The organism is Deltaproteobacteria bacterium (genome assembly GCA_016210005.1).
GTDB lineage: Bacteria > Desulfobacterota > Binatia > HRBIN30 > JACQVA1 > JACQVA1.
Window position 1 is genome coordinate 25,669 of sequence record JACQVA010000262.1, and the last position, 21,390, is coordinate 47,058.

Here is a 21,390-nt window from a genome sequence, read left to right on the forward strand (position 1 = left end):
ATGATTCCGGGTCTTGGCAGCTCACTCGGCCGCGACGCCGGTCAGCTCCTCGAACGCCGCGAGGGCCTCGCCGGCCATGTCGAACACGATCTGGCGTGCCGGCTTCATCGCCTTGACGAAGCTGACACCTTGGCCCGCGGCTTCGGTCATCAGATCGCCGCGGCGATGGTCGTTGGCCCCTTGGATGTAATCGGAGCTGAGCAGCATCTGGTACGGCGCCGGCAAGATCGGGGGCGCCTCGGGCTTCGCCCACGCTTCCGTCCACGGGCACTTGAGGATACGCATCGGCATTCCGGAAATGCTCTTGGAGTACACGGTGTCGTCGGACGTCGCGGCGAGGAGCTTCTCCTTGACGATCATATCCGAGTCCGATTCGCGCGAAGCCAGCCAGAGCGTCCCCGTCCACACACCGGCAGCGCCGAGGCAGAGCGCCGCGGCGAGGTGCCGGCCAGTGGTGATGCCGCCGGCCGCGATCACCGGGACATCGCCCGCGATCGCCGCCACCTCGGGCACAATCGAGAAGGTGCCGATCGGCCCGGTGTGCCCCGCCGCGTCGTAGCCCTGCGCAATGATGGCATCGACGCCGGCCTCGATCTCGCGCTTGGCCTGACGGGTCTTGCCGATCAGACCGAAGACTTTGATCCCGCGCTCGTGCATGGCCTTCAGAATGAACTCGGGGCTGCCGAGCCCGGAGGTGAAGACCGGGACGCGCTCGTCCAGGATCACCTCCAGTTGCTTGCGGGCAATCTCCTGGTTGAGACCGCCCCACTGGTGCAACGCTACCTGTCCTTTCGGATCGGGTACGTTGTACTTCTCCTTGATGGCCCGAGCGAACTTGCGCTGGGGCTCGGGAATCTTGGCCAGCAACTCGTCCAGCGTGTCCTTGGGCGGCACCGAGGCCGGGAGGACCAAGTCGATGCCGAAGGGCTTGCTGCCGACCCGCTCGCGAATCCACTTGATATCGGCGGCGATCTCGTCGGGGGTGTGCATCGCTTCGCCGAGGACGGCGAACCCGCCGCTGTTGACGACCGCGTTCACGACATCCTTGCAGTGCGTGAAGGCGATGATCGGGAACTCGATCCCCAGCATATCGCAGAGCTTGGTGTGCAACGGGTTCTTGGCCATGTTTCATTCCTGCCGCGCCGCGCGAAAGACGCTGGGGCGTACCGTGCCAGTTCGCCGGGGGCCGCGGACTTGGGCGAGAGACTAACAAACGTTAGTTTCACAGGTCAAGGGCATCGTTCGGGTAGAAATCCCGAACCGTGCGGTACGGGCCGAGAGGTGCGCCCTGCCCGGAGGCCAAAACACAACAGCCGGGGCTGCTGGCCCCGGCTGTTGTGGGTGAAGCGCTGCGAGCGGCAGAGCCGCGGCGCGCGATCAGGAGGCGGTGAAGTTGTAGGCGAGCTGGAGACCGAAGGTGCGCGGGTCGCCGTACTGGTTGACGGCCCAACCAAGCTGCGGGCCGAAATCAACGCCGAAGGTGCGGTACTTGCGGTCGAGCAGATTGTGGGCAAACACCGCCACGTCTAGGCTTCCGTGCTGCAGCGGAATGCCGGCCAGTTGCACGCGGCCGTTGAGTAGCCCGTAGTCGCCCTGGTTGTTGACGTAGTGCTCATCAACCAGGAACACGACGTCGTCCTGCCAGTAGGTGTCCATGTGCGCCGAGAACGTTCCCCTGTCCGTTGGTGGTGCGGTGTATGAGAGCCCGACCGTAACGGCGTGCTTGGGTGTGAGCACGAACTGGCGCTGGTCCGAGACGTCTATCCGCTCGGGGTTGCCCTGGGAATCGAGCACGGGATTGCCCATGGCGTCGAGGGCTTGTTCCATGAACTCCTTGTAGGTTGGATCGATGTAGCCGTAAGTCACGGAAGCCTCGATGCCGCGCAGGGGCACGGCGACCACTTCAAGCTCGCTACCCCAGATGTTAGCGGACGCGGCATTTTGCAGCGTTGACACCGCACCGCCGTACTGGCTGGCGCGGAATACCGCCACCTGTAGGTCATGGTAGTCGCTGAAGAACATCGAGGCATTCACCTGTAGGCGGTTGTCGAGCCACTGCGACTTGATGCCGCCCTCGTAAGCCTCCAGGGTTTCCGGGTCGTAGTTCTGGGCAAAAGCCTCTTCGGTCGTCGCGCGACCGTTGAAGCCGCCGCTCTGGAATCCGCGGCTGGCCCGGACATAGAACATGAAGTCGTCGGTCGCCTGGAACGCGATGCTCCCCATCGGGGAGACGGCATCCCAACCGCCGAAGGCTCTACCGTGGGCCACCGAGAAGTTCTTGAACGACGGGATTCCGACGTTGCAGATGTTGGTGAATTGCCCCGGGTTGTTTCGATCGGGGACCATGATGGCGTAGCAGGAGTACTGCTTGCCGTGATGGACTTGCTCTTGCGTGTAACGAACACCAAGAGTGAGGCTGAGCCTGTCGTCCAAGAACGGAAACGTGTAGGTCCCCTGCGCATAAGGGGCATACGAGCGAACGTTGAAAACGTCGTTGTAGGCAAGATTGGTTGCGCCGCCGTAAAGGACTTGCCCGCTCTGCTCGTCGCCGTGCTCGCCATAGTAGTAACCGCCCAGCACCCACTTGAGGCGCGGGAAGGTGCCGAGGAGCTGGAGTTCCTGGCTCCAATAGGCGACGTCGTGGTGCAGCTCGAAGTCCCCGTAATGCAGCGGGCTACCGTCGACGTCCTGATCCTCTTGTTGGGTGAAAGTTCGATAGGAGGAAATCGACTTGAGCGTTACGTTTGACGACTCATCCGGTTTCGCCAGGTCAAACGCCGCCGTCACGGTATGCGCGCGCGCATTGCCATGGTTCACCTGCTGCCGGTAGGGACCCCTGGTTACGTCGTTTTCCAAGAGCGAGTTGTTGGCGATTGCATCGGCCCGATCTGCCTCTATATACGGGACAAGGGGCTGGGCGCCCGGAGCGTTAGGGTAGACGTAGGTCAGCTGCGAGGCCGACGGGTTCTCCACGTGACGGCGGTACTCGAAGTTGTAGTCTATCGTGGCGCTCTTGGCCGGTTCCCAGCGCAGCGAGGTGCTGGTAGCGACACGGTCCAGGTTGGCAAAGTCGCCCGAGCCGCCCCGCTGTTTCCTGCCGGTCGTCGGATCCGTGTAGTAATCGCCGGTATTGTCATAGAAGCCGTCGCGTGAGCGGTAATCCGCCACCTGTCTCAGGTTGAGGGTGCCGAAGCCCTCTGACTCGGCCAACCCGCCTTTGCCAATTACGGGGGTATTGAGGATCACGCTGCCCTTGAATTGCTCGTAATTGCCGACCTCGGTCTTGGCGCTGATCGACTTCTCGGACGTAGGTTTCTTGGTGATGAAATTGACCGCGCCGCCGTTGGCGTTTCGGCCCCACAGGGTTCCTTGCGGCCCGCGCAGCACTTCGATGCGCTCGATGTCCGACAGCTCGGCATTCGCCGCCGACGACTTGGCGATGTAGACGCCATCGGTATAGAGGCCCACCTTCGGCTGATTGGTGATGATCGGATCGGTTCTGATCACACCTCGCATGTTGACGGTTACTCCGGTGCTGCCGCCGACGTTTGGGTGCATGTGGAGATTGGGCGCCACTTGTCCGAGGTCGATCACATCCCTAATGCCCTTCTCCTCGATGGCCTCGCTGGTAATCGCGGTAACCGAGACCGGTGTTTCCTGTAGGCTCTCTTCGCGTTTTTCCGCGGTCACGGTGATCTCTTCGACCCCGACCTCCATCCCGGCTTCCGGCTTGTCCCCGGCCTTCTTCTTGGCCTGCGCCCAGGTTTGCCCTGGCAGCCCAAATGCCACCGCCGCCGCTACCGTGAGGATGACAGCCCGCCTCGATGTGAACATCATTCTTCCTCCTCCTTCCTTACACGCCAAACACGCCAAACGCGCGTACCTGCACGCCGCACCAAATGCCCGAATCGACTGGAATGTGCAAGGGAATCGCGCCACCCCAAACCACAAAACCACCCCCCAGCGCGGCGCGCGGGCGGCGGTTTTGGCGACAGGCACCCCCGCGGAGATCAGCCCGTAGCCGCGTGAGCACCAGCTGCACGCGCTCGCCAGCGAGCCTCAAGATCGGCATGCGTAAAGACCGCGGCTAGCGGAACATCCGGCCCGGCTTCGAGCCGGATGTTTTCCATCCCGTTCTCTTCCTGACGGTCGATCAGGGCCACAACCCCGACCACACGCAGCCCCTCTTCGCGGCAGCGTCTGATGGCGTCGATGGTCGAGCCGCCGGTGGTCACGACATCGTCGAGCACCACCACCTTCGAGCCGCGCTCCGCGCACCCCTCGATCCACTTCTTCAGACCGTGCGCCTTAGGCTCTTTGCGCACCGAGAAGACATCGACGCGGCGGCCTTGCAGTTGGCAATGGAACGCGGTCGGTGCCGCTATCCAATCCGCACCCATCGTCAGTCCGCCGACCGCGTCGGCCTCCGGCGGTAGCAGGCTCGCAACCACCTGACCCACCAGCGGCATGGCCTCGCCGCACATGGTGGTCGCCTTGCAATCGACGTAGAAGTTGCTGAGCTTGCCCGAAGCCAGCCGAAACGACGGCGAATCGGCGTGGCGATACGAGCGGGCAATCAGCAGATCCAGCAGCTTCGTCTTCACCATACGGCTCTCCGCGCTCGGCGTCCTTTAGCCCAAGCAACCAGAGCGCGCCAGCTTGCGCCGGGCCCGGCCCCTTGCAAGTGCGCAGGGGAATGCTTAAGTCAGGCGCCGCACAACTTCGGGTATTTCCAGGAAAGGAGTCTCGCTATGCCCGCCAAAACCATTCATCTCCACGAAAAAGCGCGTGAAGGCTTGCTCACGGGCGCCAACCTACTCGCCGATGCCGCCCGGGTCACCTTGGGGCCGCGCGGGCGCAATGTGCTGATCGAGAAAGCGTTCGGTGCTCCGTTGATCACCAAGGACGGGGTGACGGTGGTCAAGGAAATCGAGCTCGAAGGCAGGTTCGAGAACATGGGCGCCAAGATGGTACGCGAGGTGGCCCAAAAGACCGCCGACGCCGCCGGTGACGGCACCACCACCGCTACCGTCTTGGCTCGAGGAATTTTGCGCGAAGGCCTGCGCTTGGTGGCCGCCGGCGTTGATCCGATGGAGCTCAAGCGCGGCATCGACCTCGGAGTCGAGGCCGCCGTGGGCTCGATCAAAGACCAGAGCCGGCCTGTCAAAGGCCGAGCCAACATCGCCCAAGTGGGCACCATCGCTGCCAACGGCGACCGCGCCATCGGCGATATGTTGGCTGAGGCCATGGACAAAGTCGGCAAGGATGGCGTCATCACCGTCGAAGAAGCCAAGAGCTTGGATTCCACGCTCGATCTGGTCGAGGGCATGCAGTTCGACCGCGGCTACCAGTCACCGTACTTTGTCACCAATCCCGAAAAAATGATCGCGGAGCTCGATGACCCGTACATCCTTCTGCACGAGAAGAAGATCTCGAATATGCGCGACCTGCTGCCGCTGCTCGAGAAAATCGCGCAATCCGGCCGCCCGCTGCTGATCATCTCGGAGGAGGTTGACGGCGAAGCGCTGGCGGCACTGGTAGTCAACAGGCTGCGCGGTACGCTCAAATGCGCGGCGGCCAAGGCGCCGGGCTTCGGCGACCGGCGCAAAGCGATGCTGGAGGACTTGGCGATTCTCACCGGCGGACAGGTGGTGGCCGAGGAGTTGGGCATCAAGCTCGAAAACGTCACGCTCAAGGACCTGGGCCGCGCCAAGCGCGTCGAGCTCGATAAGGACAACACCACTGTGGTCGGTGGCGCCGGCAAGAAAGACACGATCGAGGGCCGCATTAGTCAGATTCGTGCCCAGATTGAAGAGACGACCTCGGACTACGACCGCGAGAAGCTGCAAGAGCGGTTGGCCAAGCTCGCCGGCGGCGTCGCGGTGGTGCGCGTCGGCGCTGCGACCGAGGTGGAAATGAAGGAAAAGAAATCCCGCGCTGACGACGCCATGCATGCCATCAAGGCGGCGGCCGAAGAAGGCATCGTACCCGGCGGCGGGGTGGCGCTGGTGCGCGCCCAAGCGGCGCTCGACAAGGTGAAGGCGGAGGGAGAACGGGGGCACGGTCTGGCCATCGTCCGCCGGGCGATGGAGGAGCCCCTGCGCCAACTGGCCACCAACGCCGGCCACGAAGCGTCGGTGGTGGTTGCCAAGGTGCGCGATGGCGCCGACGACTTCGGCTTCAACGCCATGAGCGGCGAGTTCGAGGCGCTGTTCAAGGCCGGGGTCATCGATCCTGCCAAAGTGGTGCGCACGGCGCTGCAGAACGCCGCCAGCGTGGCCAGCCTGATGATCACTACCGAAGCCGCGGTGGCTGAAAAACCCAAGAAGAAGAAAGCGGCGGGCGCGCCGGCACCGGCTGAGGACTACGATGAGGAATACTAGACCCGCGGGCGAGAAAGGGCTTTTTGCCCTTTCCGCGGCGGTTGCCCCTTGCGGCATAAGGGGTTTTGTGCAAGAAGCGAGGACGAAACAGGAAACCCACGCCACAATGGCGGGAAGGAGGTCAAGTATGCGGGTAAGAAAAGGGTCACGCGTAGCGGTCGCGGTGGTCGGGTCGGTGCTCCTCGCCGGAGTGACGGCGGGATGCACGGCGCAAAAGGCGGAAATCGATCCGGCTCAAATGACGCGGATCGAGAACGCGGCCAGCAAGGCCGAGTCGGCTGCGCTCAAAGCCGAAGCGGCTGCCAAGAGTGCAGCCGATGCGGCGGCACGTGCCGAGGCTGCAGCCCAGCGGGCGCAGGCCATGTTCGACAAGGGCATCAGGAAGTAGAAGCATCTGTCTGTATTGGCAAGGAAGGCGGTCCGTCTCGGATCGCCTTTTTTGCTTTTGGCGGCCTTGGGTATCGCTGCGACGCCGCCAGGCTCATTTCTGTACCAAGTTCGCGGCTGCGCTTGGCCGCCCTACATGCTTGCGATGCGCCGGGTGGCTGAGTAGAAGCCGCTGGGATGACCAAGGAGAGCAGCAGCCCGCTACCGGCGCAGTTGCCGGCCGCATCGGTGCCGCGGCCGGGCTGGCAGGATTGGCTGCGCTACTGGGGCACAGTGGCAGCCTGGATGACAGTCATCGCCATGCTGTCATCCGACGCGTTTTCAGCAACGAACACCAACCGCTACCTCGATCCGCTGCTGCGCTTCTTGTTCCCAGGCATCTCGACGAGCCAGATCCTGCTCGCCCACACCCTCGTGCGCAAGAGTGCGCACTTTGCCGAATTCCTTGTCCTCGGCCTACTGGTCTTCTGGGCCTCTCGCCGGGGCCGTCCGCCGCGCTGGCGCTGGCGTTGGATGGTGCAGGCGCTGGTGATAGCGGGTGGCTACGCCTTGCTCGACGAGTTGCGTCAGGCCTTCGTCCCCAGCCGAACCGCCTCGTTCGCCGATAGTGGCGTCGATTCCCTCGGTGCATTGGTCAGCCAGTCCCTGGTTTATCTGCGCTATCGCTGGCTGATGCGGTGGAGCTAAACCGTGAGCGAGCGGGGCAAGCGCCAGCGCCGGAAGGCGGCACGCCTCGGCGTGCTGCTGCGTCCGGAGCGGGAACTGTGGCGCCTGGGCTATCGGCTGGTGGCGGGTGTTGATGAGGTCGGCGTCGGACCACTGGCGGGTCCAGTGGTGGCGGCGGCGGTGGTATTTCCGCCCGAGGTGAGCATCCCCGGTGTTGACGACTCGAAGAAACTCACGCCGGCGGCGCGCGAGCGCCTTGCCGAGGCGATTCGGGCGCAGGCGCTGAGTATCGGAGTCGGGGTGGTCGGTGTCGCCGACATCGATCGGCTCAACATCTACCACGCCGCCCTTGAAGCGATGCGCCGGGCGGTGCTGGAACTCACGCTGGTGCCGGCGCACCTGCTGGTGGATGCCCGCCACGTGCCCGGCCTCGACATCCCGCAGCTGGCGCTGGTCAAAGGCGACGCTCGCAGTTTTTCCATCGCCGCCGCCTCAATTGTGGCCAAGGTGGCGCGTGACCGCATGATGGTGGCACTCGATGAACAGTACCCCGTATATGGCTTCGCCTCTCATATGGGCTACGGCACTCGCACCCATCGCGAGGCCATCGTTCGCTACGGGCCGTGCCCCGCTCATCGCCGCTCGTTTGCGCCGGTAAGCCAACTACCGCTTCCCGGCCTGTGACGCATGGCCGAAGGCGGCGAGTTTGCCTATAATCCCGCGCGAGACTCCACCATGGCGATCGAGATCACCTTGCCGAAGCTGACCGACACGATGGAGGAGGCCACCGTCGTGCAGTGGCTGAAACAGGTCGGCGAAGCGGTGCAGGCCGGTGAAATCATCGCCGAGGTTGAGACCGACAAAGCCAACATGGAGCTGGAGTCCGCCGCCTCGGGAATATTGGCGGAAATCAGGGTCGCCGAGGGCGAGACGGCCCGGGTGGGTGCGGTGCTGGCTTTGGTTGATGCGACGGCAAGATCTGCGACCGCCGCGCCGCCGACACCGCCACGCCCGGCCGTGGAATCAGCCCGCCCGGCGCCGGCCAAGGCGCCGCGGCCGGCGAAGCCCACACCGCCGCCCCCGCCGCAGCCCGTAGCTGCAAGCGCTCCTGCGGCCGGTCGGGTCGAGTTGTCGAAGATGCGACTCACCATCGCCCGCCGCATGGCCGAGGCCAAACGCGACGTGCCGCACTTTTACGTTACCCGCGAAATCGAAATGGACGAGGCTATGCGCCTGCGCGCCGCGCTCGAAGCCACAGGGCGGATCGAAGGCCCGCTCACCGTGACGCACGTGCTCATCAAAGCGGTAGCGGTGGCGCTGCAACGTTGCCCGCGCCTCAATGCTTCGTGGGACGACGGTGCACTGAGGTTTTCCGAGCACGTCAACGTCGGCATCGCCACGGCCGTCGAGGACGGCCTGCTTGTCCCGGTCATTATCGGCTGCGAGCATCTGGGGCTGCCAGCGATTGCCGCCGCGGCACGCCAGCTGGGCGAGAAAGCCCGCGGCGGCCGCTTCAGTGCAGACGAGATGCTGGGCGGCACCTTTACCATCTCCAATCTCGGCATGCTCGAAGTCGATGAGTTCGCGGCCGTGATCAATCCACCCCAGGTGGCGATTCTGGCGGTCGGGACGGTTAGAGCCCGGGCCGTGGTGCGGGCCGGCCAACTGGCGGCGGCGCAGACGATGCGGGTCACCCTTTCGTGCGATCACCGCGCGCTCAACGGCGTCGAGGCTGCGCAGTTTCTTGCAGAACTCAAGCAGTTGCTGGAAAACCCACTGGTGCTGGCGATCGGTTGATGGCAATGACCTTGGTGGTGCAAGAACTCGGACGGATCGAGTACGGACGCGCGCTGGCGCTACAGCAAGAGCTGCTCGCCGCGCGCCTGGCGGAGCACGTGCCAGATCAGCTGCTGCTGCTGGAGCACGACCCCGTCTACACCCTCGGCCGTGGCGCTGACGCGGCGGATCTGTGCGGTGCCGACGAGCGGCTCGGGGTACCGGTATTTCGCGTAGGCCGCGGTGGTGGCGTGACGTTTCACGGCCCGGGGCAGCTGGTGGCCTATCCCATCATCAAGCTCGGCAGTGGCCGCCGCGACGTGCACCGCTACATGCGCTGCCTCGAGGACGTCGTCATCGCTACATGTTCCGAATTCGGCGTTGTGGCCGAGCGCTGTCCCGATACCACCGGCGTATGGGTGGGGGAAGCGAAAATCGCCTCACTAGGTGTCGGCCTGCGGCGCTGGGTGACCTATCACGGCCTGGCGTTGAATGTGGCGACGGACTTGCGCTTCTTTCGCGCGATCGTGCCGTGCCGGATGCCCGCGCTGCGGGTGACCTCGTTGGCTGAATTGCTTGCGGTTGTGCCATCGCTGCCTGAGGTTGGCGCGGTGCTGGCGCGACGCTTCCGCGAGACGTTCGAAACCAGCCAGCCCGGGGAGGCCGCTGCATGAGTGACCCCACGATCGAGGCCGCGCCGGGGGGCCGGCGCCACCCGGAGTGGCTCAAGGTGCGGGCACCGAGCGGGGAAGCGGTCCATGACACCAAGCGCGTCATACGCGGGCTCCAGCTGCACACGGTATGTGAAGAAGCGCGCTGCCCGAACGTCGGCGAGTGCTGGGGTCATCGCACCGCGACCTTCATGCTCATGGGCGAGGTTTGCACCCGCAACTGCGGTTTTTGCGCAGTGACCCATGGCCGCCCGGCGACCCTGGATCCGGATGAGCCACGCCGGGTGGCCCAGGCCGTGGCCCAGCTCAACCTGCGCCACGTGGTGGTGACCTCAGTCGATCGCGACGACTTGCAGGATGGCGGGGCTCAGCACTTCGCCGACACCGCCTGTGCCATCAAGGCGCAGCGCCCCGATTGCCGGGTGGAACTGCTCATACCCGATTTCCAAGGCGACCAGCGTGCGATCGACACGGCGACCGACGCGCCCATCGATGTCCTCAATCACAACCTCGAAACCGTGCCGCGGCTCTATAGGCGCGTACGCCCAGGATCCCACTACCAGCGCTCGCTGGCCCTGCTGCAGCGAGCCCACGAACGCAGGCCGGGGCTGCTGACCAAGACCGGCTTAATGCTGGGCTTGGGCGAGCAGCGGGCGGAAATGCTGGCCGTTTTTGCCGATCTTCAGGCCGCGGGCTGTGCGATTTTGACCCTCGGGCAGTACTTGCGGCCGAGCGCCGAGCACCTGCCGGTAGAGCGGTACGTGCCGCCGCCGGAGTTTGCCGAATTGGGGCGCGCAGCCGCTGAATTCGGCTTCCGCCACGTCGAATCCGGACCCTTAGTGCGCAGCTCCTATCACGCCTGGAAACACGTCGGATGACGCTCCTTGGGTAGACACCGGCGCAGTTTTCTGCAATTGTCCGCCGGGTTTAGAGAGCTGACCAGCTGAGGGTATAGATGATGAAACTGTACGACCATCCGGACTGCCCGTTCTGCCACAAGGTCCGCGTGGTTCTGGCAGAAAAGGAACTCGAGCACGAGAAGTTGTTCGTCGACCTGCGCGCGGGCGAGCAGCGCAACCCGGAGTTCCTCAAGCTCAATCCCTACGGTAAGGTGCCGGTGCTGGTCGACGAAGACCTGGTGGTTTACGACTCCACCATCATCAATGAGTACCTCGAGGACGAGTACCCGTTGCCCCACCTGCTGCCGGAAGACTCGGCGGGGCGGGCGCGCGTGCGGATGCTCGAGGATTACTGCGATAATTCGTTCTTGCCGGTGGCCGGGCTAGTCCTGGCCGAGATGGCCAAGCCTGAGGCTGAGCGCGACGCCGAGAAGCTCAAGCGCTATCAGGGAGAAGTCAGCCGCGCCTTGGTACGCGTCGAAGGCCTGCTCGACGGCAAGGAATACCTGGTCGGCGAGTTTTCGCTGGCGGATATTGCCTTTGTGCCGCGGGTCCTGGTCCTGCCGCAGCTGGGGGTCGAGTTGGACGCACGGCTGCGCCAGGTAGCCGCTTGGATCCAGCGCCTGCGCCAGCGGCCCAGCATTCAGGCCCTCGGCCTGTAATCGCGACTCCGCAACTTCTTCATCTCAAGTAGCGCTGACGCGCCGCCCCAGCGATGGCGCTGGTAGTGGCGTTGGCGGCCTGCTGCGCACGCCCCGATATTGACGTAGCTCTGGAAAGCTGATTGATCGCTACCATCGACACAGTGAGTTGGTGTGTGGCCGGAGCGGGTGACCGCGCCGGCGGCACCCATCGGGAGGATGGCTACGATGCAAGTGCTTGACGGGCTATTCCGCTGGCTGCATGTGCTGGCGGGAATCGTATGGATTGGGCATCTCTACTTCTTCAACTTCGTGAACGCGGGATTCGTGGCGACGCTGGACGCGGAGACCAAGAAGAAAGTGGTGCCGGAGCTGATGCCGCGGGCGCTCTATTGGTTCCGCTGGGGGGCGGCCTGGACTTGGAGCACCGGGGTGCTGCTGCTCTTGGTGGTCTATTACCCGTACTCGTCGTTGATGTTCGAGGGCGATGCCGGCTGGGGTGTGCCGGCCTTCGCCATGATTGCGGTGGTCTTTCTCGGGGTGTTCGCCTACGACGTGCTGTACCGGGGGCCGCTCAAGGATCTGCGCAACGGCTTCATCGGGGGCGTGGTGCTGGCGACGGCGATGATCTTGGCGATGAAATACGTCGCCGGCTTCAGCTACCGCGCCTACGCCATCCATCTCGGGACGTTGTTCGGGACCGCGATGGCGTTTAACGTCTGGTTTCGTATCTGGCCGGCGCAGCAGAAGATCATCGCCGCCACCAAGAACGGCGAGGCCCCTGATGCAGCGCTGGTGGCGTTGGCCGGCTTACGCTCGCGCCACAATACCTACATGTCGGCAGCGCTGGTGTTCATGATGGTGAGTCAGCACGCCACCTGGGCGGCGAACCCGTTTATTCTCGCCGCCGTGGTTCCGGTCGCCTGGGCCCTGGTCTACCACCTCTATGATCGCGCCCCGAAGGTCAAAGGCTTCTAGCGGCCACCGGCCATTGCGCCGGGGTTAAGCGTGGCGCCCCTCGCCCCGGCTCCCGGCTGCTCTCACTTCGCCTTCTCGGCGGTGAAAGTGAACGCGACCTCTCGGGTTTCTTTCTGACCGAGAGCGAGGGTGGCGCTGCGCACGCCGAAACGCTCGTGCCACGCCTCGATGACGTACTCCCCCGGCGGCACCTGCTTGAACTCGAAGCGTCCGTCCGCACCGCTCACCGCCGCGTACGGGTGATCGAAGACGCCGAGGTAGGCCGCCATCCACGGGTGAACGTCACACTTGAGTTCAATGACGTTCTCGGGCTTGGCCACGGTGATGGTGCGGTTGGTCCCCTTGGCGGCAAGCATGAAGTTCCAACCCCGCTGCGCCTTCGGCGAGCTGCGGACGTTGTGCGCGAGCGGGTCGCTGTTGAGAAAACGCACCGGCTGTCCGGCCTGCGCCACCGCCACGCGCGGCACGAATAGGCAACCGACTTGGTCGATGACGACGGGGGTGTCGGGGACCGCAAAGCCGCGCTCTCCAAGCCCTTGCTTGACGTAGACGACTACATTCTGGAGCTTGCCGTTGTTGACCAGCACGTCGCCGGCGGACACCGGCCCCGTATGCTGCTTGGCACAGTCGGCCCACGCGCCCAGCTGCAGCTGCTTTGACGGCGGCACCGGCCCGGCAAACTGAACCTCACCCACGATCGCGCCCACCGCGTCCAAATCCAAGGGCGTCACCGGCCGCCGCGCCACCGCTTGCTCGCTGTCTTGGCAGGCGGCTGCGAGGACGGCGAGCAGAGCAGCGACCAACGGCAACGCTCTCAGCATGTCGGGCTGCCTCATGACCGTTGTCTACGGGGTCGCACCAGCCCGCGCAAGGTGGCCGCAACGCCCGAATACCGGGCTTGACATGGCGCCTGACTTCGGGGATAAGAGTAGCCAAGTAGGAATAATTCCTGATAAGGAGGAGAAACCAACATGGCGAAGAGTCTCAAGGGCACCAAAACGCACGAAAACCTCAAAGCCGCCTTCGCGGGCGAGTCGCAGGCCAACCGGCGCTACCTGTATTTCGCGCGCCGCGCCGACATCGAGGGTTACCCCGATATCGGCGGCCTGTTTCGCGATACCTCGGAGGCCGAGACCGGGCACGCATTCGGGCACTTGGACTTCTTGCGCGAAGTCGGTGACCCGTGCACCGGCGCCCCGATCGGCGACACGGAGCAAAACCTGAAGTCCGCGGTCGAGGGCGAGACCTACGAGTACAGCGAGATGTACCCCGGTTTCGCCAAGAGCGCCCGCGGCGAAGGCTTCGAAGAGATCGCCGAGTGGTTCGAGACCCTGGCGCGGGCGGAAAAATCCCACGCCGGGCGCTTCCAGAAGGGCCTCGACACCTTGTCACTGTAAGCGGCGCCTCGCCCGTGGAGATATGCAAGAGTCGCCGCCCCGGCGGCGGCTCTTGCTTGCTCCGGGTCTCGCTGCCGCTCACTGCAAGGATGGCTTGATTATGCAACCCGTTACCCTCGACGAGATTGTCGGCCTCGACCGCTATGAAGCCATGCGCGAAGAGTTTCGCCGGCACATCATCGACCTGAAGAAGCAGCGGCGCGTCAGCGTCGGCGACTACATCACTTTCATCTTCGAGAACCGCGACACGGTCCGTTTCCAGATTCAGGAGATGCTGCGCGCCGAGCACATCGCCGACCTCGACAAGATCCGCGCCGAGGTCGACTGCTACAACGAGTTGCTGCCGCGCCCCGGTGAACTGAGCAGCACGATGCTCATCGAAATCACCGAGCAAGAGCAGATCCGCCAGCGCCTGCTCTCCCTCCAGGGCATCGAGCAGGCGGTTTACTTCGAGGTGAACGGCCAAGTGGTGCGCGGGCAATTCGAGGCCGGCCGCAGCCAAGAAGACAAGCTTAGCGCGGTGCAGTACGTGCGCTTCGACCTCGACGCCCGTGCCCGCGCCGCCTTCATTGACGGGCACGGGCCGGTGCGGCTGGTGGTTGATCACCCGAACTACCGGGCGGCGACGCTGCTGGGCGAAGCCGTACGTCGCTCGCTGGCGGACGACCTCGCTTGTGAGTGAGCCGACATGTCCCGGACTGCCGCCCCCGCTCCGGTGAAGAGCCGGCGCACGCGCCAATTGGATGCGACCTACGAGGTCGTGCGGGAAGCTCACGATCATCCAACGGCAGAGGAGGTCCACCACCGCGTTCAGCGGCAAGTACCGCGCGTGAGTCTGGGCACGGTTTACCGCAACCTGCAGAAGCTGGCAGCTGAAGGCCGAGTTCAGACGGTGCAGCTGGCGCGGCGCAGCACGCGCTTCGACGGCATGGTGGCGGCGCACGAGCACTTCGTCTGCGAACACTGCGGCGACATCACCGACTTGCCGGTGACCACCCGCAGCGTGGCGCAGCCGCCACCGCTGAGCCGAGCGGGCTATGCGGTGAACCGCTCGGCGCTGACCTACTACGGCACCTGCCCCTCATGCCGCCACACGCAGCGCCACGCGACTCGGTAGACCGATGCGCTGGCCGCGGGTCATTCCGATCTTTCCCCTGCCCGACGTGGTATTGTTCCCCGGGGTGCCGCTGCCGCTCCACATCTTCGAGCCCCGCTACTGCGAGATGGTGCGCGATGCCAGCAACGGCGCCGCCATCATCGGTATGACCTTGCTGCGCGGCGATTGGCAGCAGGACTATTACGGCTCCCCGCCGATCTTCGCGGTCGGTTGCGCCGGCCGCATGGTCAGTGTCGAGAACCTCGCCGACGGGCGATTTAATATCATGCTGCGCGGCGCCCGCGAGTTCACCATTGTGCGCAAAGTCAGCGGCAAGTCGTACCGCCAAGCGCAAGTCACTTGGCGCCCAGCAGCCGCCAACGTCCGCCTCGATACCGAGCGACGTAACCGGATCAACGATCTCTTGGAACGTTTTCTGGCTGGCGAACCCGAAACCCCCGCGCGCCGGCTGCTCGACGACGAATCGCTGTCCGACGAGTTACTGGTGAACTTCTTCTCCTACGCCGTGGAAGTACCCGGCCTGGAGAAACAGGCGCTCCTGGAGGCTACCTCGCTCGCGCAGCGTGCCCGAAGCTTGTGCACGGTGCTCGAATTCCATCTCGAAGCACGCCGCCTGGGGGCCCAGGGTGCCGGCGCCAGCGAGCGATATCATTAGCGCGCCAGCCACCTTGACAGCACGGCGGCCGCCCCATAGGTGACTGGCGGAGTCCGGTGTATGGCAGTAACCCGACGCGATGAGCTGACGTTCGTGGAGCGCTGGTACCTGCGCGAGATAGCCCGCGGGTTGGCGGTGACCACCTACCGGTTCTGGCGCAATCTAACGCTGCATGTCTTACACGCGGCCGGTATCGCCAAAGAGACCAAAGCCGCGATCACGGTGCAGTACCCCGAAGAGCATAAACGCTACGAGGATAACTTCCGCGGCAGCCATCGTCTGACGCTCAAGGCCGACGCCTCGGTGCGCTGCACCGCCTGTTTCCTGTGCGCCACCGCCTGCCCGGCGCAGTGCATCTACATCGAAGCGGGAGCCCACCCGGACCCGACGGTGGAGAAGTTCCCGCTGCGCTACGAAATCGACACGCTGCGCTGCATTTACTGCGGCCTGTGCGTCGAAGCCTGCCCGTGCGACGCCATCCGCATGGATAGCTACGTCCACCCCCGAATCTGGGGCTACCGGCGCGCCGACTTCATCGAAACCAAGGAAGTCTTGATGGCGCGCTCGCAGGTGCTCGCCGAGCGTGGCCGCGACGCCTTGCTCGAAGACCTCCTGGCGACCTATCGCGAGGCCGACAAAGCCGCGTAGTCCATCATTGCCCCCCGGGAGGCGCCGGGCGCGGCGATGGACGTACCGCCGGCACGGGGCTATATTCCGCAGCGTACCGGAAATGCAGACGCGGGGGGACGATATATGGGGAAGAGTTTCAAAGAATTGATGCAAGAAGCCCGGCAAGAGGTGCCGGAGTGGAGTATCGACGAGGTCCGCGCCGGCTTGACCAACGGCGGCGGCTACACCCTGGTCGATGTCCGCGAACGCGAGGAGTACCGCGAAGGCCACTTGCAGGGTGCGCTCTCGCTGCCGCGCGGCTTCCTAGAACTGCGCGCCGAGGAGTTGCTGCCCGACAAACACGCCGCGATCATCGCCTACTGCGCCGGCGGCACCCGCTCGCTGCTGGCCGGCAAGCAGTTGCGCGACATGGGCTATCACAAAGTGATATCGATGGCCGGCGGCTACAGCGCCTGGAAGGGCGCGGGCTATTCCTGGGAGCAGGACTTTCAGTTCACCAAGGATCAGCTCAGCCGGTACAGCCGCCACTTCATCCTGCCCGAAGTCGGCGAAAAGGGTCAGGCCAAGCTGCTGCAAGCCAAGGTGCTGCTCATTGGTGCCGGCGGCTTGGGTTCGCCGGCGGCCTTCTACCTGGCCGCAGCCGGCGTCGGCACCCTCGGCATCGTCGACAACGACGTCGTCGACATGAGCAACCTGCAGCGCCAGATCCTCCACACCAACGATCGCGTCGGCACCCCCAAGGTGGACTCGGCCCGTGCGGCCCTGACCGCGCTCAATCCCGACGTCAAAGTGGTCGGTTTCCAGGAACGACTGACTTCGAGCAACATCCTCGACATCATCAAGGACTTCGACATCGTCGTCGACGGCTGCGACAATTTCCCGACTCGCTATCTGGTCAACGATGCCTGCGTCATGACCGGTAAACCCAACGTGCACGGCAGCATCTTTCAGTTCGAGGGGCAGGCCTCGGTCTTCTATCCCCACAAGGGCCCCTGCTACCGCTGCCTGTTTCCCGAACCGCCGCCGCCGGGGGCGGCTCCGAGTTGCCAGGAGGCGGGCGTGCTCGGCGTGTTGCCGGGGCTGGTGGGCTGCGTCCAGGCGCTCGAAACCATCAAGCTGGTGCTCGGGGTGGGCAAGCCGCTGATCGGCCGCATGGTCTACTTCGATACGCTCAGCATGGAGCTGCGCATCCACAAGCTGCGCAAAGACAAGAATTGCCCGGTCTGCGGTCCGCACCCGACCGTAACCAAACTGATCGACTACGAGGAGTTCTGTGGCCTGCGCGGTGGCGGCCACACGGCCGCGCCGCCGGCAGACACGGCGCATTCAGCGGCGTAAGGTTCGTCCGGATCACGGGCTGTGTTATAACCCGTGTTCAGGTCAGCCGCGGTGAATGGGCTGGGGAGACACCCGGCGAGAGCTGCCACGAGCGCGCCCATGTCGTCTGACAGCAAGGTACGCGAGGAGTGCGGAGTCTTCGGCGTTTTCGGCGTTGCCGCCGCCGCCCGCACAACTTATCTCGGGCTCCACGCGTTGCAGCATCGTGGCCAGGAATCCTCCGGCATGGTCGCCGGTGACGGAGCCCAGTGGCGCCGGCGCGTTGGCATGGGGCTGGTCGATCAAGTGTACGACGAGGACATCGTCAATGACCTCGCCGGCGATGTCGCCATCGGCCACAACCGTTACTCCACCAGCGGCACCTCGACGCTCGATAACGCCCAGCCGGTGGTAATTGGCGACGGCGCCGAGACCGTCGCGCTCTGCCACAATGGCAACTTGCTGCGCCGCGCCTGGCTGGCGCCCGCTCTGCCCGCCGCAACCTCGGATACGCGGTTGCTGGCCGAGGCGGTGCGTACCCTGCCGCGCGACGGCAACTGGCCCGAGCACGCCGCCAACTTGCTCGGGCGCGTCGAAGGAGCGTTCTCGCTGCTGCTGCTGCATCGGCGGGCGCTCTACGCCGTGCGCGATCCTCACGGCTTTCGACCGCTGGTGCTGGGGCGGCTGGACTCCGGCTGGGTGGTGGCGTCGGAATCGTGCGCCTTCGATCTCGTCGGTGCGCGCGTGGAGCGAGAAGTCGAGCCGGGCGAGCTGGTTTGTATCACCGACACCGGAGTCGAGAGCCGCAGCATTGGGATGGCCGCGCCCAGCCCATGCGTCTTCGAGTGGATCTACTTCAGCCGCCCCGACAGCGTCGTCTTCGGGCGCAGCGTCGGGGAGGTGCGCGTGGCGTTGGGGCGCGAGCTGGCGCGCGAAGCTCCGGTCGATGCCGACTGCGTGGTGCCGGTGCCGGACTCGGGCAACTTCGCCGCGCTCGGTTTCGCCCAGGAATCGGCGCTACCGCTGGTGCACGGCTTGATTCGCAACCACTACGTCGGGCGCACGTTCATCGAGCCGGAGCAAGGCGCGCGCGATTTCAAGGCCCGCATCAAGTACAACGTCTACGCCCCGCAGATCAGCGGCCGCCGCGTGGTACTGGTGGACGACTCGCTGGTACGCGGCACCACCATGCGCACGCTCGCGCTCATGCTGCGTGACGCCGGCGCCCGCGCGGTGCATCTACGCGTGAGCGCCCCGCCGCTGCGCCACGAGTGCTTCTTCGGGGTCGACATCCCCGACGAGCGCCTGCTGATCGCGGTCGGGCGTGAAGCGCCGCAGATCGCTCACCTGCTCGGCGTTGATTCCGTCGGTTACCTCTCGCTGGCGGCGACGATGCGCGCGGCACAACCCGAGGGCGCGCTGTGCCACGGCTGTTTTTCCGGCACCTACCCGGTCGCGGTGCGCGCGTCAGAGTAGCTTGGACGGACTAGGTGATTCTGGTAAGGGGTGGCGCGTGCCGCAGACCGCGAGCGCAGTGGGGGCGCGGGGAAGGGAGAGGGCATGAAGCAAATCATCGTACACCAAGAGAAGTGCACCGCCTGCCGCGACTGCGAGGTGGCGTGTTCATTTGTCCACGAAGGCGCCTTCGTGCCGGCGCTCTCGCGCATCCGCGTCAACGATTTCTACGAGCAGCAGTTCTACCTGCCGATGACCTGCGTGCACTGCGCCGACGCACCCTGCGCCCAAGTCTGTCCGACCGTGGCGATTCAAAGGGAGCCGGACGGCCAGGTGCTGGTCCACGATGACCGCTGCATCGGCTGCAAGATGTGCCTGCTGGCGTGCCCGTTCGGGGTCATGGGGTTCCAACCCGCGCGCGGCGTGGCGCAGAATTGTGATCTTTGCCGCACCGTGCCCGAGGGACCGCAGTGCGTGGCGTTCTGCGCCCCGCACGCCCTCGAATACGCCGAGGTGGAGAGCGCCGCCACCGCCAAGCAGAAGATCTACGCCGCCACCATTCAGCAATCCCTGATTGCCCAGTCGCACTAGAGCGGTCGCCGGTGATGGAAGGGCAGTACGTCCTGATCGGCAACAGCGCCGCGGCGCTGGCGGCAATCGACGCCATTCGCAAGTTCGACGGCGGCGGTTCGATCGTGCTGCTTAACCGCGAGCACGGCCCGGCTTACTCGCGCGTGGCGCTGCCCTATTACGTGGCCGGCGAAATGACGCTCGAAGACCTGCTCATCCGCCAGCGCGCGGATTACCAGCGCCTGGGGGTCGAGCTGGTCGAGGACGCCAGCGTTGTCGCCGTCGACGCCGGGGCTAAGCAGGTCGTGCTCGCGGACGGCCGCAAGCTGCGATTCGGCAAGCTGCTGCTCGGCACCGGCTCGGGGTGCAGTATGCCGCCGATCAGCGGGCTCGAGGCCGTGCCGCATCACTACTTGTGGACTCTCGATGACGCCAAGGGCTTGCGGGCCGCGGCCCAGAAGGCGCGCCGTGCCGTGCTCATCGGCGGCGGCTTCATCGGCATGCTGGCGGCCGAGGCCTTGCGCAAGTTGAACCTGCGCCTGACCATCGTCGAGATGGCTTCCCAGTTGCTGCCCCAGCTGCTGGATGCTGAAGGCGGCCGGCGCTTCTCGCAGGCGGTGGCCGAGGCCGGCGTGACCCTGCGCCTCGGCGCCACCGTGGCGGCGGTGGCGGCGAACAACGGCGAAATTACGGTTACGCTCGAAGGCGGCGAAGCACTGCTGGCGGACTTGCTGGTGGTGGCCGCCGGCGTCGAGCCCAACGTCGGCTTTCTGCGCAACGGCCCGTGCGTGGTCAACCGCGGCGTGGTGGTGGACGAGTGGTTGGAGACCGACTGCGCCGACATCTTTGCTGCCGGCGACGTGGCCGAGGTCAAGGACTTCCTCGGCGGCGATCGCACCATTCACGCCATCTGGCCGGCGGCAGTGGAGCAGGGCCGCATCGCCGGCGCCAACATGGCCGGCCAGCGCCTGACTTACGCCGGCAGTCTGGGCATGAACGTGGTCACGCTGTTCAACCTGACGCTGGCGCAACTGGGGCGGTTCCGCGAGGCACCAGGAGACGAAGTGCAGCTGCTCAGCAACACCGCCGCCGCCTACCGCAAAGTGGTTGTGAGTGCCGACGGCGGCATCGCCGGCGCCATGTATTTGGGAGACGAAAACGGCGTGGCGGAAATGGGCGTGATCAATGGGTTGATCAAGCGCCGCGCCAGCTGGCGCGAGTTCGCCGACTACAAGCTGCCGCGCTTCACTTACGCCACCACCATCTACGGCCGCGGCCAGCACGGGCCACGCCCACGTCCGGTGCGCTGATGTGCATCACGGTCAAGTTGCACGCCACGCTGAAGAAGCACTTGCCGGCGCAAGCTACCGGCGATGCCGTCGTCATCGAGGTCGCCGAAGGGGCGACCGTGGCCGATGTCATCCGGCAACTGGGCATTCCGCCCCGGCACGCCGGCATGACGGTGTCGGGCGATGAGTTGCTCGATCCGGCAGCCGTGCTGAAAGACGGGCAGGAGATCAACCTCTTCCCGCCGCTGGCAGGTGGTAGCCGATGACTAGTGCCCGTCATCCGACCCCGCAATCCGGAATCGAGAATGCGCAAGCGTCCGTGCTCCCTGACCTGAAACTCGCCCGCTGTCTCCGCGCCAGCGCTCTCTACCGGCATCCCTTCGCGTGTTGCTCCCTCTCCCCGCATGGTTTTGCGCGGAGGGGGCTACGGTACCGGATCGTGGGGCACTCCGGCGAGCACAAGCGGCGAGTTTCAGCTCAGGGCTGGGGTGAGCTTGTGAGGGGTTCATCTTTCGACCTCACGCGACCCCACGGGGCTGGCTCCTGAAATCGTACGGCC

At 65.1% G+C, this 21,390-nt stretch carries 23 protein-coding genes; 19 read left to right on the forward strand and 4 right to left on the reverse strand.

The genetic code is table 11. The features are described 5' to 3' along the window. Positions 1–21: 21 nt before the first annotated feature. The 3 genes from HY699_24735 to pyrE all read right to left on the reverse strand — a co-directional run bounded on the left by HY699_24735 (position 22) and on the right by pyrE (position 4,607). Positions 22–1,125, reverse strand: a complete 1,104-nt coding sequence (locus HY699_24735) for a nitronate monooxygenase (protein MBI4519010.1) — start codon at positions 1,123–1,125, stop codon at positions 22–24. A gap of 252 nt (positions 1,126–1,377) precedes the next feature. Further along, entirely contained in the window at positions 1,378–3,837 is a 2,460-nt protein-coding gene (locus HY699_24740) for a TonB-dependent receptor (GenBank protein MBI4519011.1), read from the reverse strand. A 173-nt stretch (positions 3,838–4,010) separates the two neighbouring features. Then, the gene (pyrE, locus tag HY699_24745) at positions 4,011–4,607 is read right to left on the reverse strand and encodes an orotate phosphoribosyltransferase (GenBank protein MBI4519012.1); all 597 of its coding nucleotides are present in this window, start codon (positions 4,605–4,607) and stop codon (positions 4,011–4,013) included. Positions 4,608–4,751: 144 nt separating this feature from the next. Between pyrE and groL the strand changes: the two genes are divergently transcribed. The 9 genes from groL (at position 4,752) to HY699_24790 (ending at position 12,401) form a co-directional block, all read left to right on the forward strand. Then, entirely contained in the window at positions 4,752–6,383 is a 1,632-nt protein-coding gene (gene groL, locus HY699_24750) for a chaperonin GroEL (GenBank protein MBI4519013.1), read from the forward strand. 127 nt (positions 6,384–6,510) lie between these two features. Continuing rightward, on the forward strand, positions 6,511–6,771 hold the full coding sequence (locus HY699_24755) for a hypothetical protein (protein ID MBI4519014.1): 261 nt from the start codon (positions 6,511–6,513) through the stop codon (positions 6,769–6,771). Positions 6,772–6,947: 176 nt separating this feature from the next. Continuing rightward, positions 6,948–7,457: a VanZ family protein gene (gene vanZ / locus HY699_24760; protein ID MBI4519015.1), complete on the forward strand. Its 510-nt coding sequence runs from the start codon at positions 6,948–6,950 to the stop codon at positions 7,455–7,457. Between the two features lie 3 nt (positions 7,458–7,460). Beyond that, complete coding sequence (locus HY699_24765; protein MBI4519016.1) at positions 7,461–8,120, forward strand: ribonuclease HII; 660 nt, start codon at positions 7,461–7,463, stop codon at positions 8,118–8,120. A 51-nt stretch (positions 8,121–8,171) separates the two neighbouring features. Continuing rightward, a complete protein-coding gene (locus HY699_24770) occupies positions 8,172–9,233 on the forward strand; it encodes a 2-oxo acid dehydrogenase subunit E2 (protein ID MBI4519017.1) in 1,062 nt (353 codons plus the stop codon). After that, positions 9,233–9,886: a lipoyl(octanoyl) transferase LipB gene (gene lipB / locus HY699_24775; protein ID MBI4519018.1), complete on the forward strand. Its 654-nt coding sequence runs from the start codon at positions 9,233–9,235 to the stop codon at positions 9,884–9,886. Before HY699_24770 ends, lipB begins: the two co-directional genes overlap by 1 nt. Next, positions 9,883–10,761 carry a lipoyl synthase gene (gene lipA / locus HY699_24780; GenBank protein MBI4519019.1) on the forward strand — a complete coding sequence of 293 codons (879 nt, stop codon included), beginning with the start codon at positions 9,883–9,885 and terminating at the stop codon, positions 10,759–10,761. The genes lipB and lipA overlap by 4 nt, the downstream gene beginning before the upstream one ends. A gap of 77 nt (positions 10,762–10,838) precedes the next feature. Beyond that, positions 10,839–11,444 carry a glutathione S-transferase family protein gene (locus tag HY699_24785; GenBank protein ID MBI4519020.1) on the forward strand — a complete coding sequence of 202 codons (606 nt, stop codon included), beginning with the start codon at positions 10,839–10,841 and terminating at the stop codon, positions 11,442–11,444. 207 nt (positions 11,445–11,651) lie between these two features. Continuing rightward, positions 11,652–12,401, forward strand: a complete 750-nt coding sequence (locus HY699_24790; GenBank protein MBI4519021.1) for a urate hydroxylase PuuD — start codon at positions 11,652–11,654, stop codon at positions 12,399–12,401. Positions 12,402–12,463: 62 nt separating this feature from the next. Here the strand turns inward: HY699_24790 and HY699_24795 are convergent, their stop codons facing one another. Then, entirely contained in the window at positions 12,464–13,222 is a 759-nt protein-coding gene (locus HY699_24795) for a hypothetical protein (protein MBI4519022.1), read from the reverse strand. A 150-nt stretch (positions 13,223–13,372) separates the two neighbouring features. Between HY699_24795 and HY699_24800 the strand changes: the two genes are divergently transcribed. From HY699_24800 to HY699_24845, 10 genes are all read left to right on the forward strand, one after another. Then, positions 13,373–13,798: a rubrerythrin gene (locus HY699_24800; GenBank protein MBI4519023.1), complete on the forward strand. Its 426-nt coding sequence runs from the start codon at positions 13,373–13,375 to the stop codon at positions 13,796–13,798. A 100-nt stretch (positions 13,799–13,898) separates the two neighbouring features. Then, positions 13,899–14,480: a DUF3501 family protein gene (locus HY699_24805; GenBank protein MBI4519024.1), complete on the forward strand. Its 582-nt coding sequence runs from the start codon at positions 13,899–13,901 to the stop codon at positions 14,478–14,480. A 6-nt stretch (positions 14,481–14,486) separates the two neighbouring features. After that, positions 14,487–14,915, forward strand: coding sequence for a transcriptional repressor (locus HY699_24810; protein MBI4519025.1), 429 nt, complete (start codon positions 14,487–14,489; stop codon positions 14,913–14,915). 4 nt (positions 14,916–14,919) lie between these two features. After that, complete coding sequence (locus tag HY699_24815) at positions 14,920–15,570, forward strand: LON peptidase substrate-binding domain-containing protein (GenBank protein MBI4519026.1); 651 nt, start codon at positions 14,920–14,922, stop codon at positions 15,568–15,570. A 60-nt stretch (positions 15,571–15,630) separates the two neighbouring features. Then, a complete protein-coding gene (locus HY699_24820; GenBank protein MBI4519027.1) occupies positions 15,631–16,218 on the forward strand; it encodes a 4Fe-4S binding protein in 588 nt (195 codons plus the stop codon). A 105-nt stretch (positions 16,219–16,323) separates the two neighbouring features. Then, the gene (gene moeB, locus HY699_24825; protein ID MBI4519028.1) at positions 16,324–17,538 is read left to right on the forward strand and encodes a molybdopterin-synthase adenylyltransferase MoeB; all 1,215 of its coding nucleotides are present in this window, start codon (positions 16,324–16,326) and stop codon (positions 17,536–17,538) included. Between the two features lie 99 nt (positions 17,539–17,637). Beyond that, positions 17,638–18,993, forward strand: coding sequence for an amidophosphoribosyltransferase (gene purF, locus HY699_24830; GenBank protein MBI4519029.1), 1,356 nt, complete (start codon positions 17,638–17,640; stop codon positions 18,991–18,993). Between the two features lie 84 nt (positions 18,994–19,077). Then, positions 19,078–19,563, forward strand: coding sequence for a 4Fe-4S dicluster domain-containing protein (locus HY699_24835; GenBank protein MBI4519030.1), 486 nt, complete (start codon positions 19,078–19,080; stop codon positions 19,561–19,563). A gap of 14 nt (positions 19,564–19,577) precedes the next feature. Continuing rightward, positions 19,578–20,852 (forward strand): FAD-dependent oxidoreductase, encoded by a 1,275-nt coding sequence (locus HY699_24840; GenBank protein MBI4519031.1) that lies wholly within the window; start codon positions 19,578–19,580, stop codon positions 20,850–20,852. Beyond that, a complete protein-coding gene (locus tag HY699_24845; GenBank protein ID MBI4519032.1) occupies positions 20,852–21,097 on the forward strand; it encodes a MoaD/ThiS family protein in 246 nt (81 codons plus the stop codon). The genes HY699_24840 and HY699_24845 overlap by 1 nt, the downstream gene beginning before the upstream one ends. Positions 21,098–21,390: the final 293 nt, after the last annotated feature.

What these genes read in the sequence shown, in the direction of transcription:
- HY699_24770 (MBI4519017.1), top strand. Translation starts at nt 8,172, where the DNA reads ATGGCGATCGAGATCACCTTGCCGAAGCTGACCGACACGATGGAGGAG.
- HY699_24835 (MBI4519030.1), top strand. Translation starts at nt 19,078, where the DNA reads ATGAAGCAAATCATCGTACACCAAGAGAAGTGCACCGCCTGCCGCGAC.
- HY699_24785 (MBI4519020.1), top strand. Translation starts at nt 10,839, where the DNA reads ATGATGAAACTGTACGACCATCCGGACTGCCCGTTCTGCCACAAGGTC.
- pyrE (MBI4519012.1), bottom strand. Translation starts at nt 4,607, where the DNA reads ATGGTGAAGACGAAGCTGCTGGATCTGCTGATTGCCCGCTCGTATCGC.
- lipA (MBI4519019.1), top strand. Translation starts at nt 9,883, where the DNA reads ATGAGTGACCCCACGATCGAGGCCGCGCCGGGGGGCCGGCGCCACCCG.
- groL (MBI4519013.1), top strand. Translation starts at nt 4,752, where the DNA reads ATGCCCGCCAAAACCATTCATCTCCACGAAAAAGCGCGTGAAGGCTTG.
- purF (MBI4519029.1), top strand. Translation starts at nt 17,638, where the DNA reads ATGTCGTCTGACAGCAAGGTACGCGAGGAGTGCGGAGTCTTCGGCGTT.
- HY699_24805 (MBI4519024.1), top strand. Translation starts at nt 13,899, where the DNA reads ATGCAACCCGTTACCCTCGACGAGATTGTCGGCCTCGACCGCTATGAA.
- HY699_24810 (MBI4519025.1), top strand. Translation starts at nt 14,487, where the DNA reads ATGTCCCGGACTGCCGCCCCCGCTCCGGTGAAGAGCCGGCGCACGCGC.
- HY699_24740 (MBI4519011.1), bottom strand. Translation starts at nt 3,837, where the DNA reads ATGATGTTCACATCGAGGCGGGCTGTCATCCTCACGGTAGCGGCGGCG.
- HY699_24820 (MBI4519027.1), top strand. Translation starts at nt 15,631, where the DNA reads ATGGCAGTAACCCGACGCGATGAGCTGACGTTCGTGGAGCGCTGGTAC.
- lipB (MBI4519018.1), top strand. Translation starts at nt 9,233, where the DNA reads ATGGCAATGACCTTGGTGGTGCAAGAACTCGGACGGATCGAGTACGGA.
- HY699_24735 (MBI4519010.1), bottom strand. Translation starts at nt 1,125, where the DNA reads ATGGCCAAGAACCCGTTGCACACCAAGCTCTGCGATATGCTGGGGATC.
- HY699_24840 (MBI4519031.1), top strand. Translation starts at nt 19,578, where the DNA reads ATGGAAGGGCAGTACGTCCTGATCGGCAACAGCGCCGCGGCGCTGGCG.
- HY699_24795 (MBI4519022.1), bottom strand. Translation starts at nt 13,222, where the DNA reads ATGCTGAGAGCGTTGCCGTTGGTCGCTGCTCTGCTCGCCGTCCTCGCA.
- HY699_24755 (MBI4519014.1), top strand. Translation starts at nt 6,511, where the DNA reads ATGCGGGTAAGAAAAGGGTCACGCGTAGCGGTCGCGGTGGTCGGGTCG.
- HY699_24845 (MBI4519032.1), top strand. Translation starts at nt 20,852, where the DNA reads ATGTGCATCACGGTCAAGTTGCACGCCACGCTGAAGAAGCACTTGCCG.
- HY699_24800 (MBI4519023.1), top strand. Translation starts at nt 13,373, where the DNA reads ATGGCGAAGAGTCTCAAGGGCACCAAAACGCACGAAAACCTCAAAGCC.
- HY699_24815 (MBI4519026.1), top strand. Translation starts at nt 14,920, where the DNA reads ATGCGCTGGCCGCGGGTCATTCCGATCTTTCCCCTGCCCGACGTGGTA.
- vanZ (MBI4519015.1), top strand. Translation starts at nt 6,948, where the DNA reads ATGACCAAGGAGAGCAGCAGCCCGCTACCGGCGCAGTTGCCGGCCGCA.
- HY699_24790 (MBI4519021.1), top strand. Translation starts at nt 11,652, where the DNA reads ATGCAAGTGCTTGACGGGCTATTCCGCTGGCTGCATGTGCTGGCGGGA.
- moeB (MBI4519028.1), top strand. Translation starts at nt 16,324, where the DNA reads ATGGGGAAGAGTTTCAAAGAATTGATGCAAGAAGCCCGGCAAGAGGTG.